Source organism: Devosia sp. Leaf420 (genome assembly GCF_001425445.1).
Classification (GTDB): domain Bacteria; phylum Pseudomonadota; class Alphaproteobacteria; order Rhizobiales; family Devosiaceae; genus Devosia.
Genome location: NZ_LMQU01000010.1, coordinates 251129 through 267714, shown reverse-complemented (window position 1 = coordinate 267714; position 16586 = coordinate 251129). Strand labels below are relative to the sequence as shown.

Annotated in this window: 12 protein-coding genes; 9 read left to right on the top strand and 3 right to left on the bottom strand. The window is 57.3% G+C overall.

The genetic code is table 11. From position 1 onward, the window contains the following. Window positions 1-516 precede the first annotated feature (516 nt). A complete protein-coding gene (locus ASG47_RS08595) occupies window positions 517-1353 on the bottom strand; it encodes a hypothetical protein (protein WP_061908325.1) in 837 nt (278 codons plus the stop codon). 172 nt (window positions 1354-1525) lie between these two features. Here ASG47_RS08595 and ASG47_RS08590 point away from each other — a divergent pair, with 172 nt between their 5' ends. Further along, window positions 1526-2647, top strand: coding sequence for a site-specific integrase (locus ASG47_RS08590; protein WP_156464034.1), 1122 nt, complete (start codon window positions 1526-1528; stop codon window positions 2645-2647). Next, window positions 2644-3972, top strand: a complete 1329-nt coding sequence (locus tag ASG47_RS08585) for a site-specific integrase (protein ID WP_061908323.1) — start codon at window positions 2644-2646, stop codon at window positions 3970-3972. Before ASG47_RS08590 ends, ASG47_RS08585 begins: the two co-directional genes overlap by 4 nt. A 936-nt stretch (window positions 3973-4908) precedes the next feature. Here the strand turns inward: ASG47_RS08585 and ASG47_RS08575 are convergent. Beyond that, window positions 4909-5625, bottom strand: a complete 717-nt coding sequence (locus ASG47_RS08575; RefSeq protein ID WP_061908321.1) for a hypothetical protein — start codon at window positions 5623-5625, stop codon at window positions 4909-4911. A 354-nt stretch (window positions 5626-5979) separates the two neighbouring features. Between ASG47_RS08575 and ASG47_RS21075 the strand changes: the two genes are divergently transcribed. From ASG47_RS21075 to ASG47_RS08560, 3 genes are all read left to right on the top strand, one after another. Continuing rightward, a complete protein-coding gene (locus ASG47_RS21075; protein ID WP_061908320.1) occupies window positions 5980-6909 on the top strand; it encodes a hypothetical protein in 930 nt (309 codons plus the stop codon). Continuing rightward, a complete protein-coding gene (locus ASG47_RS08565) occupies window positions 6896-8335 on the top strand; it encodes a pentapeptide repeat-containing protein (RefSeq protein WP_061908319.1) in 1440 nt (479 codons plus the stop codon). Before ASG47_RS21075 ends, ASG47_RS08565 begins: the two co-directional genes overlap by 14 nt. A 356-nt stretch (window positions 8336-8691) precedes the next feature. Further along, window positions 8692-9225 (top strand): peptide deformylase, encoded by a 534-nt coding sequence (locus tag ASG47_RS08560; RefSeq protein ID WP_162243236.1) that lies wholly within the window; start codon window positions 8692-8694, stop codon window positions 9223-9225. A gap of 121 nt (window positions 9226-9346) precedes the next feature. Here ASG47_RS08560 and ASG47_RS08555 read toward each other — a convergent pair whose 3' ends face one another. After that, window positions 9347-11386, bottom strand: a complete 2040-nt coding sequence (locus ASG47_RS08555) for a methyl-accepting chemotaxis protein (protein ID WP_082511645.1) — start codon at window positions 11384-11386, stop codon at window positions 9347-9349. Between the two features lie 1073 nt (window positions 11387-12459). On the opposite strand from ASG47_RS08555, the gene ASG47_RS08550 reads away from it, so the two are divergent. The 4 genes from ASG47_RS08550 to ASG47_RS08535 all read left to right on the top strand — a co-directional run bounded on the left by ASG47_RS08550 (window position 12460) and on the right by ASG47_RS08535 (window position 16585). Next, the gene (locus ASG47_RS08550) at window positions 12460-13461 is read left to right on the top strand and encodes a LacI family DNA-binding transcriptional regulator (RefSeq protein ID WP_413813456.1); all 1002 of its coding nucleotides are present in this window, start codon (window positions 12460-12462) and stop codon (window positions 13459-13461) included. A 44-nt stretch (window positions 13462-13505) separates the two neighbouring features. Then, window positions 13506-14744 (top strand): ABC transporter substrate-binding protein, encoded by a 1239-nt coding sequence (locus tag ASG47_RS08545; RefSeq protein ID WP_061908315.1) that lies wholly within the window; start codon window positions 13506-13508, stop codon window positions 14742-14744. Window positions 14745-14858: 114 nt separating this feature from the next. After that, complete coding sequence (locus ASG47_RS08540; RefSeq protein WP_061908314.1) at window positions 14859-15722, top strand: carbohydrate ABC transporter permease; 864 nt, start codon at window positions 14859-14861, stop codon at window positions 15720-15722. Then, a complete protein-coding gene (locus ASG47_RS08535) occupies window positions 15719-16585 on the top strand; it encodes a carbohydrate ABC transporter permease (RefSeq protein ID WP_061908313.1) in 867 nt (288 codons plus the stop codon). Before ASG47_RS08540 ends, ASG47_RS08535 begins: the two co-directional genes overlap by 4 nt. Window position 16586 lies beyond the last annotated feature (1 nt).

Genomic DNA, 16586 nt, shown 5'->3' with positions numbered 1-16586 from the left:
CCCTACCCCCTTCGCCCCGTCACCGAGCATGCGGGCTAGATAAGCAATGTCCGGGCCCGAACCAAGCTCAAGTCGTGCGACTCCATGTCCGCACTGCCGAACGTCGATTCCTGACGTCCTGCGCTCGGAAAATCTTTGCTCCGAAAATAATGGTCAGTAGGGGTGGGCCGGGGTTTCCTGGGGTTTCCCGGGGTATGGCGCGTAACAATAGGGCCTGTTCGGCACTGGCAATTTCTTCTTTCATATCAGGTGGTTAGATGCAGAATAAGGCGTCGACGTGATAACATATTTTACCAAATCGTAATGTAAAAACCCCCCGGAAATGCTGGCGACTCCGGCGGAATCTGGGTTTTGTTACGCAAATAGGAGCATCGAGGCGCTGATCAAAAGTGCCCTTCGAGCCGGTCCAGGCAAGGCCGGGCGCAGCAGATCGAAGGGCCTGCGACGCTGTTCAGACCGTTACTTGGCAATACCGACGCGGGGAATTGGAGGCTGAAGCCAGTCCCAGCCGCACTGCTAGGCCGATGCCCAGTCCTGCGAGAAACGCTCCGCTGTCATGGCAATGATCCAACCTAATCCCTCGGCGAAAACGAACGCCGGCAAGGGCGAGACTCTTTGAAAGTCCGCTGCGGGTGGGAGCATGGCGCGAAACTCCGACAATGCCACGGCGTCGGGCAGCAGGATGATAACCAGCGGGTGAACAGCCGCAGCAAGCGAAGCCTTGGCAAGAACCGTTCTGGCGTTGCGCCGGTGCCCGTCTCCCACGGAGCCGCGGTCCAACTCGAGCACGGCCAAGGTCGTGCCTTCCTCCGAAGCCAGCACCTGCGTTACTCCCATCGCGAGAGACAGCGGTGCGGAATTGGCCTTGACCGAAAAAGACTCCAAATTAAGTGACGCGTGCTTGGCTTGCTTCAGCGCAGATGCAACCGATGGTCCTGCCGAGCCTCGGGCACCATCCATCGAACCGTCCAACATCGTGACGTTTGTCGGTCGGATGGCTCGTCTAGCGGATTTCTCAGCCGCAATGATAGCGGCGGCTGGCAACCCCTGACCGGCGATGGCGTGCTCCATCGCGCCGGGTCTATCGTACTTGGCCCAACGAGAGTAGATGGCGACCACTGTCGCTGAATAGGTCCGAAGGGCATCAGCTGCCTCGGGTTGAAAGGTCTCAACCTCGCTCACAAAGCGATAGCAGTCGATGTAGTTGCGCAAGGTTTGGCGCGAAACGCCGAGGTCTTTCGCGACCACGGCACGATCCGACATGGTCCGGCCGTGCTCTACACTAGCTGCAAGGCGCTCCAGGCCCTTGCGAGCAACATCAATCCAGTTCTTCTCGGCTTCGGTCCTGGCCATGATCGTTGGTAGCCAACCCGTCGGCGAGCATCAAGGCGAGCTAGCAAATAATCGGCAACCCACTGTCTTCCTACTCGGTCTCAGCGGCCGTTAACCCTCCGACAACCTTGCCGACGCTCGATCCTTGCCCCGATGAGATACAAGTTATATCTCACTGAACATGGAGAGCATCATGTTTGGTGGACCTACGAAACTCGACTTCTACGACAAGCGCGGCCGACATAGGACGCCCCCCATCTTTAAGACTGAGCATTCAGCGCAAGTCTTTCTTCTCGAGAACTTCGGAAAGCGATCCATTGCCCTTGCACGGCAGGTGAAGTTGGCTGCCTTCTGCGAATGGTACTGCCAGGACCAGTTGACGCGGGGCTATGGCACACGCACGTCAAGGCAGGACAAGTCTCGCTATCAGCGCAGACTGTGGGGGCCACTCAATAACGCAGCCATCGCCGACATCTCAGTAGAGCAGCTTGAAGCGCTGCCTTTGCAATGGCAGGCTTTGGCCCCAACCACTGTCAGAGACACCGCCTATTCGATCATTCGCCTCTTCGAGGCCGCTTGGGATCTGGGCATCGTGCAAGGCAACAATGCTGAGGTGGCACTGGCGGAATTGACCCGAGCCCACGGTCGCGGCGTCACGCGCATCGCGACCCATGAGGATGTCGACAAAATCATCGGCATTGCCGACGATCGTCTGAAGCTTGCATTGCACCTTGCTATGGATGGGTGCTTAAGCGAAGCCGAACTGGCGGCGCTCTGCATTTCAGATTTCACCGACTTCTCAGAAATGAAGGTGCGGTTCCGAGTGGAAAGCGGTGAGGAAGTAATGCAGCCGCGGCCGACGAAATTTCGCACTGTCAGTCTTTCAGCCAAGACAACTGAACTGCTTAGATCATGGTGGAACCGAACTGACCGGCCGGAGGGCTCGCCCTATATCTTTGCTGCGCCCGATGGCACTCGCATCAATTATCCCGTTGTTCCTCACCTTCGCCGTGCACAATATCGGCTCCGAATGAAGCTTGTAGACCGCGTCAGCGCCCCGAAAAGAAGGGCGAATGTGAAGCACAGGCGCAAACCCTACCAGCTGTTCGAACCGAAATGGACCTTGGGCGCCATCACGGACATGAGGGTAGTCGAATGGTATGCTGCGAAAATTGGAAAGAAGGAAATCCTTCGGCGTTGCGGATTGAAGAAGCTAGAGCGCCTCGACCGCTTCAACGCCTATTTCAACGAGATCGACCAGCGTTCTGATGCTTTTGACGCGGTTGACGATATGCTTGAGGGAGCGCGCGAATGAACTCGTGTCCCACTAGCACACGCCAGATCGCTGTCCAGGCCGTCAAATACGACAAGTCTCGCTCGAAACTCAAATGGGTTGTCAGATATCGTGACGGCTGGGGCGATCCGAAGCGCAAGTCTTTCCGCTTCAGACCGGAAGCAGTCGCATTTCGCAAAGCCCTTCTGGCCGCGGCCAAAAGTATCCCCGATGGCCTTCCGACAACTCTGGCTCAAGCCGGACAGAAATTCTCCGCCTCGATCAGAGCAAAGAACCGCCACACCGCTATCGAAAGCGTTCTGCGGCTGCACATCTATCCGGTATTTGGCGATACTTGGCTGCATGAGATCGACGCCGAGTTCCATCGTCGCGTCGAGGCATTTATCGAGTCGCGCAGTTTTGGGTCTCATCGCAAGCATGTTGCACGCACCGCGTTCGAAGGAACTTTGAGCTTTGCGGAGAAGCGAGGCTGGCTTCCACATGGCCGGAGTACATATGCGAAGGCTCGGCCGGCGCAGACTCCTTGCCTCATCGCATGGTCACGCCTCGGCAAGCACCGCGTCATGCCTACGATCGAGGAAGTCAATCTGATGCTCGATGGAGTGGAAGACTGGTTGCGTGTTCCAGTGTTTCTCGCCCTCAGGGCTGGACTGCGTATCGGCGAGATCCTTGCCCTGCGCTGGTGCGACGTCGATTTCAAGAGGGGACTCATCGAGGTCAGGTCGTCGGAGCCAATTCCCTATCCAGACACCAGAACCGATGCTGTTGACGACGTCAGGCATCCTCCAAAGACGCGATCAGGGCATCGCTTCGTAAGAATGACCAAGAAGCTCAAAGAGGTGTTACGTTGGTGGCGTCGGGAAGTCGTGGCAGACCGAGAGAGCAAAGTCGTCTTTCGCCCTAGTTCTAAGCGACCTGGTCCACTGAACCGATCGAAGCTCAGTGGCGAGCTTCTTGAGCTCCAGGTCCGTCTTGGCATCGCAACGCGTAATGTGAAGCAAGATCCGGTAACAGGTTTCAGTACACGAACCTATCCTGGCCATTATTCCTTCCATCAGTTGCGGCACGCCTATGTGGCTCTAAATATTTGGGCAGGAGTGCCTGAAGAAGAGATTTCAAGTGCCGTCGGACATAAGAATGTGAAGGTGACGGTGGACATGTACGGCTATCTGATCCAACTGCGTCGGGAAGGGGGCAAATCGTGGCCAAACGGTCGCGTGGATAGCGCTGAAGAAAACACAACAGTGAGCGGACAAAGCCTCGTCGAACGACATGGTCGGACGTATCGCGTTCACCAGCCTATCCAGAAACCACCCGCTATTACAGAAATGGCGCTTGCTGCATAGCTCAGAGGATTAACCCTTCAAGGCGAGCCAGCTCCATTTCGTCCAACGTCCTGCGAGCGTGCACCACCCTATGCAGTACGTGGTAGCATTTCCACAGAGGAAGGGCTTCCAAAGAATCAGGCAGAAGGGCGGTCCATTCTCGCCAGCGAGTTGCTGCTGGCAGGCCGAATCCTCTTAGCTCCGGCGAGACCGGTTCGCTCTCTGGCATCTTGATTGCCTGAAGGACGACCATGCGGACCACGAAAGTCTTTCGTTTCCGCTGTTCACGGTCTCGATAGCTAGCTTCCCGCGCCCTCAACGGTGCGGCAGTCGTTTCCGGAACGCGCCTTAAATCCCTCGAAGCGCTAGGGCCCGACGGGACGAAAATGGGCAGATTGAAAAGAGAGCGAAAGACAAGTTCATGGCTCTCTTGAGCGAAATCGGCAAGACCTGACCGAACGGACCAGGCCATTAAACCCGAACCTTCCTCGACAAGTACTCCAGGTTGGTCGTGCAGGGGGTTCGCTGAGAGTACGAACGAACGTTGCCCCGCCTGTATAGAGTTCAGTTGGCTTTCCGACCCAAAAAGGGATTGAAATCTTCGCTCCAGTAGATGCGGCGCTAGCGGCATCTCCCGGGTGTCTTCCATTGCTCTGTGGAAAGACCGCGTAAAAATCTCGTCATCTGTGGCTGAAGGCAATGCAGCACACTCATGTTACATAACGCGGCTCCAAGGGATAACTTCCGTCGCGTATCCAGTGTAGATATTAGCGGCTGAAACCTCACCGACCGATTAGCAACTGCTCACCCTTCATGGTGTTTGGCCAGCGCGTTGCTCGACTCTAATCATGGTGGAGCCTGGACACGGCGCTGATCAGGATCCGCAGCCATTCTATTGGATGGGCAGGATCAACGGCTTCGAAGCACAAGCGTAGTGCTGGCGTAAATTTCCGGTTGTCACATCGCCATCGACAGAAAGGTCTTGAGCGGGGGCGCTGCCCCTCGCAGCACGCCATGCAAGCAGGCCGGTCTGTCGCTGGCGTCCCGGAATTCTCCGCAGCCGGTTGCGAGTTGGTACTTGCCGCTCGGCGTTTGCAGCACAAGAAGATCACCGTTGCTAACATAGCGCTTATAGTGCTCATCGCGGCCGGTGGCTGTGCACCACCGCGTGCCCTTGCCCCACCACATGGCCGCTTCGTGACTCAAGAGCCGGACCAGCTTCCATTTCCCTTGATCAAAAAGAATATCGCACTGCGTCAAGGCGGCGTCGCGTTCAATGCTGCGCATCCGTCTTGAGCTGAGGTTGGTCTTGGTCGAGGCCGCCAGCAAGTCGGCAGCCGTCTCGCAACGATTGATGTCACGATGCTCGGCAGGCATCCACGGTCGGGCTTGTTCGAAAGCAGCAAGCGCGTGACTGATCTCCTGCAGGTCGTCGATCGAGCAAGGCTCGCGCAATCCGTGCAAAGCCCAGGCCCGACGACGCCATCGCGACAGCCAGCTCAGATAGCATCTCGACGGACTGGGATCGCATTCCCCAATTAGAGAGAACATGCGCTTCTCGCGCTCAATGCCAAGATGCGGATCCATCCCTTCCACTATCGCCTGCCGCCAGGCCGCTTGGAGATGATCCACCATGATAAAATCATTGCGCTTTAGCGAGGGTGATTTGCTCATCGCTACTTCATGCACCGAGTCGGGTCGACGTGCTGGACAATGTTGCCTGTGGATCTGCTGAGCTGTGGACTTATCTATTGGTCGCCGTCCACCGCACGCTTGAAGGCAATAGCAGCAGCGACCAGGGCGATGAGGAATTCCAACCAAACCATGTCTATCTCCAATTTTCAGAACTGATCGATCATGGGTCAACCCTGCACTGGCCGCTGCACCTCCTTGATTGCCTCCTGGCAACCGCGTTCCGTCCTGTTTCATCTTCGCTCATTAGGCGAAGCGGAGGATGAAATAGGATGACAAGAGGTTGTGTCTGGCGAATGCAAGCAAGACTATTGTGGGTGGGCAAAGGAGAGTTGGATGCCAGCCGCGGGAACTATCATTCATGCCCTTGGGGCCAAGCTGGAAGTGATTTGGACCTGCCTTTACCGGGCAGACAAAATTGCGCACCCTTCGCTTCGTGGCCTGGCGCAAGCAACCGGCATCAATCTTCAGACCCTCAAATCGGCGAAGCAGAAGAGTTCCCTGACCGAGGCCAATGCTCTCAAGGTGGCAGAACTCGCAGGCTTCGACGTCACCGATACGCGCTGGCATGACAGCAACATATCGATCTCGCAGAGGTCACTGCCCGAAAAATCGTATCCTGGCCGCGATACGATCGCAGCGTTCCGATCGCTGATGCATCGAACGCTCGATCTTGGCGGCACCAACGCGCAACTCAGCACTATCAATCTGCAGCACTTCGACAAACGCCTCGCCAAATTCCAGCTCGATGCCTCCGGGCAGCAATTCCAGGAAGGCGAAGGCGCAGAGCTGCTGCTGACCGTGAACCTCGAAACGAGCGAAGAGGGTGGCGTTCAATTCGGCTTCAAACGGGTGCGCGTCGAGCTGACGTTGCCGTCCACTGAAAGGCTGTCGGTCCAAAACCGTTTGGGGCGTGACGCACCATATGCGCTAGGCACAGCGGTGCTGACAGCAGTGGCTGGCGACCTAAATCCAGAGTGGCACCTGACGGCATCCGACGGCGTGCTGGTCGGAGAGTACGCCACCAGTGAGGATAGCCTCGGCATACTAGGGCGGCTCGACATCGGCGATACCATCGTCGCCAAGCTGTTCGCCAAGGTGAAATACGAGGATCTTGAGATCGTCAGCGGCGATGGCGATCTTTCGGCCAATCAGGAAGCCGTCATTCTTGCCCTTTTCGAGCAGTCCATCCCGTCGGCCAAGGACCGGCCAGGCTGGCTCACTCTCGCCGTGCAGACGCTGGAGGTGCGGCGTGGCGACCACTGACGAGCGCAGCCTTGCCGACAGGATTAGAGCGGTGAGGAATGCGAAGGCGGCTTCCTTCGTCGAGTTGGTCACGATTGCAGGTCTTGATCGCCGCACCGCCTTTCGCTTTGCCGACCTCTCGGGCGTCGACCTGCGCAACCAGGACCTTCAGGGATTCGATTTCACCGGCGCCGACCTTCGTCATGCGATGCTGGATGGCGCAAAGTTGCAAGGCGCGGTGCTTCTCGGAGCGCAACTCGGCAGCTACGTCGACGATGCACCCTCTGCCAGTGCAGCCCATGACCTGCTGAAGCTATCCGACAAAGCCATCGCGGAATTGCTCAGCGACCTGTTCATTGAAGAGGCCTGGGACCTCTATGGTCAATTGGACGAGATCGGTCGTGGGACCCCAGTGCTTTTCGAGGCACTGATGAAAGTCGCGACCGAGCAAGAATCTGCTCTTCGCACCCTCCGACGCTTTTTTCGCATCGACTGGTCTGGGCGGTGGACCTATCGCATCATAAAGCGTTTGGTTTCCAATGGCATCGAGAAGGAAGACCTAGACGAAGCGCTGGCGTTGACTGGATACCAGCCAAATGGACCTGGGCAAGTCGGTTGGCTGATTAAGGTCGCCCGAACGTTTGATACCGCCAATTACATCTATCGTCGGTTCGAACGCTTCGGCACGCCAGAGCACTTGGTTCTATTGGGGAGCCGCATGCGGGTGAGCGCCGACTTCGAATACCTCCATGAACTAGCGGCGCGATACAGCACCGGAAAGGATCGCGATCTCCTAGCCCTGCGTGCAATGCCTTCCGGCGATTCCATACGAGAAATTTTGCACACGCTCGACCCGGTCGTTGCCAACCATTCCATGGTCCAAGTCATCTTTGCCGAAAAGGTCAAAACGGCGGAGGACGCCCTCCTCCTCATCGCAAAGAATTCGCGGGTAGAAAGTCCTATGGAGCGGATACTGATGGCTTCGATCACTGCTCTCTCGCCACTTGAGGCACTGGTCCTCGTCAGAGCGCTGGCGGGCGAGCACACGCCGCTCCGCGTTGGTGGCGACATATGGACGGAACTGGTGCTGCGCCTGTACCTGAAGCGCACCGACGTAGACTGGCGTGTTTCGATGTTCAACGACTATGTGCAGTGGGGGATGGAGCCTGCCGAGTTCATTGATCGGGTAGGCTGGAAGTTCATGACTTTCCGCGACAAGGTGGAGTTGGCCAGCCTATTCATTTCGGTCAAGGACTTCGACTTGAGGCGTGAACTGAGCCACTTTGAGCGAACGGGGCAGGATGAAATAGCCTTGGACTGCGCTGAACATGCGGTCCGCGCGGTGGGGAACCAAGGCACGTATGAGATCCTCAATACATACCGGGCTCTTCTGCGTAAAAGACTTCCTCGGCGAGCCCGTGGTGAAGCGCCATCCTTGCTTCTCTAAGGTCCCTAGAAGTTCATAACTGCGATCCGGCACCGTTATCGTTCCGTTAGATTTCACCGGGCCCAATCGTTCAAAGGGGCCGCGCTCCTCAATAAGTCGGCCTAGTATCCTTGGCGATCCGGCAAGCCCGGGCCAGGCGCTCTGAGTTTCGAATTCGCTTGGCGTTGTACGAAACAAGGGGTCTTCGGCCATGACAGGCATTCGACGGGATGTGCACACGCTAGGGGCACCATGGGATCCAGCGCTTGAGTGGTATGCTCGCGCCATCATCGCCATGCAGGCCAAAGCTCCATCCGATCGCACGAGCTGGGCATATCTGGCGGCGGTGCACGGCGAGGATTTGCCAGGATGGCAAGGTGCTGGCGTCATCCCGGCCGGCGCTTTGGAGTATGTTTCCTGAACGAACGACCAAGGGCCGTATCGGCGTGTCGAAGCGCGTCTTCGTAATGTCCGACCCGCAGTCGTTCAAGGATGCAGCAAACCCGCTCGCCTATGAGGATCGTGAAAGGCGACCGTTCGCCACGTTCGCAGTGATCAATCCCACGATGGTGCCTGGCGATGACGGGATGGCCGATCATCTGGAGGCATGCCTGAGCATCGAAGGTTATGCTGGGATCGTACGTCGACACAAAAGGATCGAAGTGGAGTTTTCCGACGAATTCGGAAATCGAAATCGGTTGGAGTTGAGCGGTTATCCTGCGCGCATTTTCCAGCACGAGTACGATCATCTCGATGGCAAATTCTTCAGCGACGACGACCGTCTGGTAGACGATAAATTCATCGTGGCGCCGAAAGACAACGACTACAAGTTCAGGACTCTGGCCGAACTTGAAGAGCGCATTGCCGATGGGACCATCCAAAGGTCAGAAAACTATCCTAGCCGTGTTTGAGCGCGAGTGCGGCAACGACCGTCGCAGGCTTTTCTTCCCGCGATTGACGCTCATCTGTTCGTGCTAGCCGTAGGTTGAATGCGCAAATGCCTGGGCCGACGCCCAGGCATTCCTGAAGTTGCTAGCCTTTGCGCCAGCTCCTCATGTCGAGTACTGCACTCCCCCTGTTGCCAATGCTTCTCACAGCCGTCGTGACCTTATCCACGAACTGCCAAGCCCCCGGTTCGTGCTGCTGCTGGTCATGAGATACTGTCGAGGCTGCGGTGCGATCGGGAAGAACGAACACGTTGATTATCTTATCGAGATCGTTCGCCTGAGCCTCGGTCTGCTCGATCGCAGCATTGGTTTCCTCAACCAGCGCCGCGTTGTGCTGCGTCATTTCATCCATCTGAACAATCGCCGTCATGACTTCCTGGATGGAGGAGGCTTGTTCGCGGCTTGCGATCGAGATCGAGTTCATCAATTCGCTGTTGTGCTGTACGGCGTTTAGGATGCTGTTGAGCTTCGAGGATGCCTCGTCCACGAGCCGTGCGCCCCCATCGACCTCTTTGACGCTCTGCTCGATCAGCACCTTAATTTCGGCTGAGGCGTTGGCTGCATTCTGGGCTAGACGGCGCACTTCCACGGCAACGACGGCGAAGCCCTTCCCAGCATCACCTGCCCGTGCAGCTTCCACGGATGCATTCAGGGCGAGGAGGTTGGTCTGGAAGGCGATGTCATCGATCATTTCGATGATGTTGGAGATCCGGGCCGAAGAAGCCGTGATTTTGTCCATGGCCTGCGTTGCGTCGCGCATCACTCGGCCACCTTCAGTAGCCATTTGCGCAGCAGCGGTTGTTTCCACCGAAGCCTGCTGAGCTTGCTCGGCATTGATCTTTACGGTGGAAGAGATCTGCTCGATCGCCGCAGAGGTTTCTTCGATCGCCGCCGCCTGCTTGGTCGTCCGTTCGGACAGGTCATTGGCTCCAGCCAATATCTCGCCAGTCGCCGTTTTCAATGAAGCCGACGTCCCCCGCAACTGCATCATGATGTCGGTCAAACGCCGAGCGACGCTGTTGGTGTCGGATTTGAGCTGTTCGAAAGCGCCCTTGTAATTGCCGTTGACGCGTTCGGTGAGTTCAGCGTTTGCCATCGCGGACAAAACCCTGCTGGTCTCTCCAAGTCCATTCTGGACGGTTTCGACCAAGACGTTCACTCCGCCTGCGAGTTCGGCAAGTTTTGGATCTTCGAACCTGGATACGACCCGCTTTGTGAAATCGCCATCTATGCCAGCTTCCACGACGACAGCGATCTCAGACTGGAGCTCAGCCATCATCCTGGCATCGGCAGCGCTGCGGTGCTGCGCAGCGACCTTCTCGTCTTCTAACTCACGCCCCTTGATCATGTTCAGCTTGAACACCTCAACCGCATCGGCGATCTTCCCTAGCTCTGTCTTGGCATTGCGCATCGGCACGTCCACCGAGAGGTCTCCTGCAGCGAGGGCGTGCATAGGCCTGATGATATCGTCAATCCCGCGAGCGATTGTCCGAATAATCAAGGTAGCAAAGCTGCACGTAACCGCTATTGCGATCAACACGCCACTGATGAGGATCAAATTGATAAGGCTGGATAACTGGTCGGCAGCGACTGTTGCTTTCTCGGATTCGATTCGGTTGTGGTCAGCAAGCTTCTCTGCCACTTCCGCGTTTGCCAGAGCGAGCGGCTTTAGGCGCTGATTGTTCGTCTGGTAGGCCAACGTTTGCTGACCATTGTCCGACATAGCCATGATGTCCGGCACTTGTGTGATGTATGAGTTCCAAGTTTCTTTAAGCTCAGCGATCAAAGCGATCTCTTCGGCGGTGCGTGCGATCGCTTCATACTTGGCGATGTCGGTGGTCACGATGCCTGATCGCTCGTCGAATATGCTCCGCTGAGCATCGCGATCAGCATCCGTCTCGGCGGCTAGGTGAGACAGGACGCTTACTCGCGTGTTGAATATATCCCCTCGCAGGGTTTCGGCCAGTGCAACTCTAGGAAGGATGCCATTGGCCAGATTGTTGACGCTACCTGTGAGTTGCGATGCGCCCCAGAAGCTGACGGCTCCTAGCGTCGCGATCAACACGGTCATAACAGCAAAGGCACCGATTAGTTTGGCGCGAATAGACGAAAGTGAGACTAGCATGAGGACCTACTGGCGCTGGGCCGCAAAACATCGGCCAGATAAATTTCATAGTGAAATTAATAGGTCGGATTGGTTAATGGTGAGTTTCGAGAGCATAACTTCTTGATTGCAGCGATCGCCTGCCTACCGTCAGGCACAGCAGCTTTGAGTGCCCGAGCTTGTGGCCGAGTCTCATTTGGCGAGGCCGGTAGATTATAAGCCCATCATCTCTTACTGCTTGGGCATGAAGTCGGCGACATCGACGGGCGAGATTGTAATTTCAGAGGCGGGCATCTGCGGCGATGTGGTAAACGCCGGTGTGGCTTCCACGCCCCAACACTCGCAGCATGGCGATCGTGCGGCAGTGACCCTCCAAACCACTCTTCAATCGTAGGCACAAAGGGAACCCGAACAGGCCTTTGAGCTCGAGACGACGCAGAAGTTCGAGACGACAACTATGCGACGAAGCTGAATGGTGGACAAGGCGTGGGCCAGGTTGCGTGCCGCGGTCGAGTGAAGTGCGATGGGTCTACGGTGCCCGGAACCCAAAGCGCAGTCGATGCTTCTTTAACCTTGTAACGTCGAGGCCACGCTCGACATTTACGTCACGTCTTCATCCACGTTGGCGGGGTTGTTTGCAAGCCGGTTCTCCGACTTGCCGCAGGTGACAGAACTACCCGATGGCTCTGGTTGCAGAGCGTGAGCCACGACCGTATGCCCAATTCCGCCTCTGGCTCCATACGCGATATCTTCAACCGAGCCTCACCGTTTCGGCTTCGTGATCCTTAAACGGAAATTCGCCAAAACGGCCCGGCAGGCTTGGCTGCCGGGCAAGTAGGGAGGAACGCCCGACCTCTAGCAGATTTCTATCAGACTGCAAAAAAATCTTGACCGGCTTCAGACTTTCTTGCCTGAACCGCGAGAAGGCTGCCTCACCTCCTCAAATTTTAATTCATTCTAGGCAAGCACTTAATGACAACTTTTCCGTAGCTGGCCTCTCCCGACTTTTTTTCATGTTGACAAAAACAAGCGCCTGAGAAAAGGTTTGCGCAAGAGAAAACGTTTTCCCAAAAATGGGAACGAGGGAGGATCTGGTGTCTTTGCGACGGGTGCGCATCTATGAGGTTGCTCAGGCCGCCGGCGTCAGTGTTGCTACTGCCTCGAAAGCGCTACGCGACACGGGTCGGATGCAGGATCAGACCCGTGCTCGCGTGAAGGACGTCGCGGCGCAGCTCGGTTTTCGCCCAAATGCTTTTGCCCGCGGCCTAATCAGCAAGCGCAGTTTTGCCATCGGCCTGCTCACCAACGATACTTATGGGCGTTTCTCCTTGCCACTCATGTCCGGCGTTTCGGATGCGTTGGTGGATCACGGCGTATCTGTCTTCCTGTGCACGATCGAGGATGACGAGGGACTCTCCCAACGGCACGTCGATGCGCTGCTCGACAAGCACGTCGACGGAATAATTGCCTCGGGCAAGCGTGTGGATCGTCGGCTGCCTGTGGACCTCTCGAAGCTGCCAGTGCCAGTGGTCTATGCCTTCACGCAGGGGCCAGACGATAGCGTCACGTTCGTCTCAGACGATCGTCAAGGTTCGCTCGACGCGGTGAATTGGCTGCGGTCGATAGGGCGTCAGCGCATCGTCCATATCACTGGCCCAGCCAGTTTCCAGTCCGTGACTTGGCGGGCTGATGCCTACCGCGAGGCGATTGGGAACGACGGGATCGTGTTGCACGGCACATGGACGGAAGCTTGGGGGCATCAAGCAGTAGATCGCCTGTTCTGCCCAAATCAGATTTTTCCGGACGCGATCTTCTGCGGAAACGATCAGATCGCGCGCGGCGCGATAGATGCACTTCGGGAGCGTGGCATCGCGGTTCCCGAGCAGGTCTCGGTGGTCGGCTTTGACAACTGGGAGATCGTGGCCGCGGCTACACGCCCACCTCTAACAACCGTGGATATGAATTTGCGAGCACTCGGCCGAGAGGCAGGACTGACCGTCCTGGAGATGGCCGAGGGCAGGGAAGTTGCGCCGGGAATCCGGCGGCTGCCTTGCGAGCTGGTGGTGAGGAATTCGTGCGGGGGCGCACGAGACTGAATTGCGTCGTCAGGACGCAGTAGCGAGCAAAATGGAGGAGTCTTATGCTCAAGAAACTTATCGGAACCGTCAGCCTGGCCACGATCCTTATGGCCCAAGGCGCGATGGCCCAAGAAACGATCAATATGTGGGTGCGCACCGGTATCGGCACCGCGTTCACCACTCTTGCTGACAGCTACAATGCCAGCCACGAGAACCAGATCCAGCTCACTGAAGTACCCTTCTCGGAACTGGTGCAGAAGTATGCAACGGCAATCGCTGGTGGCCAAGCGCCGGACGCTCTGTCGCTCGACCTGATCTACACTCCGTCATTCGCAGCCGCTGGCCAGCTCGAAGATTTGACCGACTGGGTCCAGGCTCTGCCGTACTACAACGGACTGGCCCCGTCGCACGTCGCGCTCGGCACTTATGAAGGGCGCAATTACGGCCTTCCTCTGCTCGTCGAGACGTCCATCTTCGCCTGGAACAAGGACCTCTATGCCGAAGCCGGTCTCGATCCGGAAAAGGCACCCACCAGCTGGGACGAAATCAAGGCCAACGCTGAAAAGATCCGTGCTCTCGGCGGCGACAAGTATGGCTTTTACTTCTCTGGCGGTTCGTGCGGCGGCTGCATGATCTTCACCTTCGCTCCCACGATCTGGGGATCGGGCGCAGACATCCTGTCGGAAGACGGCAAGACTGCAACGCTCGATACCCCGCAGGCTCGCGCTGCCGTCGAGAACTACCGCTTCATGGTCGAGAACGACCTGATCCCCGCCGGTGCCGAAACCGACAATGGCGTGAACTTCATGTCGTTCAGCAATGGCAACATCGGGCAGCAGTCCATCGGTGCCTTCGGAATGGGTTCGATCATCAACGACAATCCGGACCTCAACTTCGGCGTGACGTTGATCCCTGGCAGTGAAGGCGGCGTTTCTTCTTTTGCTGGTGGCGACAACATCGTCGTGACCAAGGGCACTCCGCGTCTCGATGCCGTGAAGGAATTCATCGAATACGCATACTCCGCCGAGGGCCAGGAAGTTCTCGCCAAGAGCGGTGCGCTTCCGAGCCGTCTCGACATCGCAGAGCAGACTCTTGCCTCCATGGATCCCCGCTTCCAGGTCGCAGTCGATGCGATCGAAGTCGCCAAGACTCCCTACACTCTCCTGTTCAACGACCTGATCAACAGCGCGAACAGCCCGTGGGCGATCTTCACCAACGCTGCAATCTTCGGCGGTGACGTTGACGGTGCCTTCGCAGCTGCCCAGTCGGAAATGCAGTCGATCATCGACAACGCGCCCTGATGAGGTGCACCCCGGGAGGCCGATGGCCTCCCGGTTCTTCTTCGGAGCAAAGCAATGACTATCACCACCGCTTCCCCATTGGCGAGCATCGCTAGGCCCCGAAGACGTGCCAGCATGCGCCAGTGGACGGGCATTCTCTACGTCGCGCCGGCCATGGCCTTGGTCATCGTCTTCTTCGTCGTTCCCCTGATCTTCACGGTGTGGATGAGCCTCCACAACTGGCCACTAATTGGGCAGCCATCGTGGATAGGCCTCGGCAACTACACCCGTATGTTCTCTGACGCTCGTTTCTTCTCGGCTTTGGGCTTCACAGCCTACTACACGGTGATCGCCACGATCGCGATCTTCGCCTTGGCCTTTCCACTGGCCTTGTTCGTCGAACGGCAGAGGACTGGCGTAGGCTTCTATCGAACCGTGTTCTTCATGCCCGTCGTTGTTGGACTCGCGACCGCATCCCTTCTTTGGGTCTGGCTCGCGAATGTCGATGCGGGCGTGTTCAGCTCGATCCTTCGCTGGTTCGGCATCACTGGACGCGCAGCGAACATCCTCGCCACTTTCGACAGCGCCTTCGCCCTCATCATCGTAATGGTGGTTTGGAAGATCGTCGGTTTCACCATGATCATCCTGCTCACCGGGCTGCAGGCCATTCCTGCCGATCTGACGGAAGCAGCGCGTATCGATGGCGCCAACGCCTGGCAGCGGTTCACCAAACTAACGCTGCCACTCATGCGCCGCACCTTGGCGCTTGCATTCATCCTGTCGATCACAGGCTCGGTGCTCGCTTTCGATCAGTTCTACATCATGACGAGCGGGGGGCCGCAGAACCGAATGATCTCGGTTGTCTATTACATCTTCAACCAGAGCTTCGTCTCGTTCCAGCTCGGTTATGGCTCGGCGCTCTCAATCGCGCTTCTCGGAATTCTCGTGACGCTGAGCGTTGTGCAACTGCGCCTGCTCCGCGTGGGAGACGAACGATGAATACGGCAATCAAGGCACGCCGCGCTCGCAAGAAGCTTTTCGGCAACACCGTCTTCCACGGCTTTGGATTGATCGCATCTTTCTTCTTCCTGGCGCCCTTCATATGGGCCGGGCTGGCGTCATTGCGCAGCAATGCCGAGGCGCAATCTCCGCCGTTGCCCCCGTGGCCGAAGAACGGGATCAGCGTCGATGCATATCTGACGCTCGATACTTTCGGGGCGGGCGTCTGGCAGCACACGATGAACTCGTTGCTCGTGTCGGCTGGAACCGTCGTTCTGACGGTCATCGTATCGATCCTGGCGGGCTACGGTTTCTCTCGGTACCGCTTTCCGTTTAAGAACCTCATGTTCGTGCTGATCATAGCGACGCTGATGATCCCTTTTCAGTCGATCCTGACGCCGCTCTTCATCATTCTCGCCAAGCTCGGGCTTAACAATTCATTGCTCGGCCTGACCCTGGTCTACGTGACACTGCAGCTGCCATTCTCGGTATTCATGATGCGCAATGCGTTCGACGCCGTGCCGCGTGAGATCGAGGAAGCTGCGCGTATCGATGGAGCACGAGACCTCAAGTTGCTCGTCCGCGTGTTGTTTCCACTGGTCCTGCCGGGGGTTGTGACCGTAGCAATCTTTGCATTCCTCAATGCCTGGAACGAGTTCCTTGCCGCACTGATCCTGCTTTCAGACAACGAGAAGTACACGCTTCCGGTCCTGATGACCGCTGTGCGTGCCGGTCGTCTCGGGGCCATCAATTGGGGAGCCCTGCAGGCCGGCGTGATGGTCATGACCATCCCTTGCCTCGTCGTCTTCCTTCTCCTGCAACGCTACTACATGCGCGGCCTCATGGCCGGCGCCGTCAAATAAC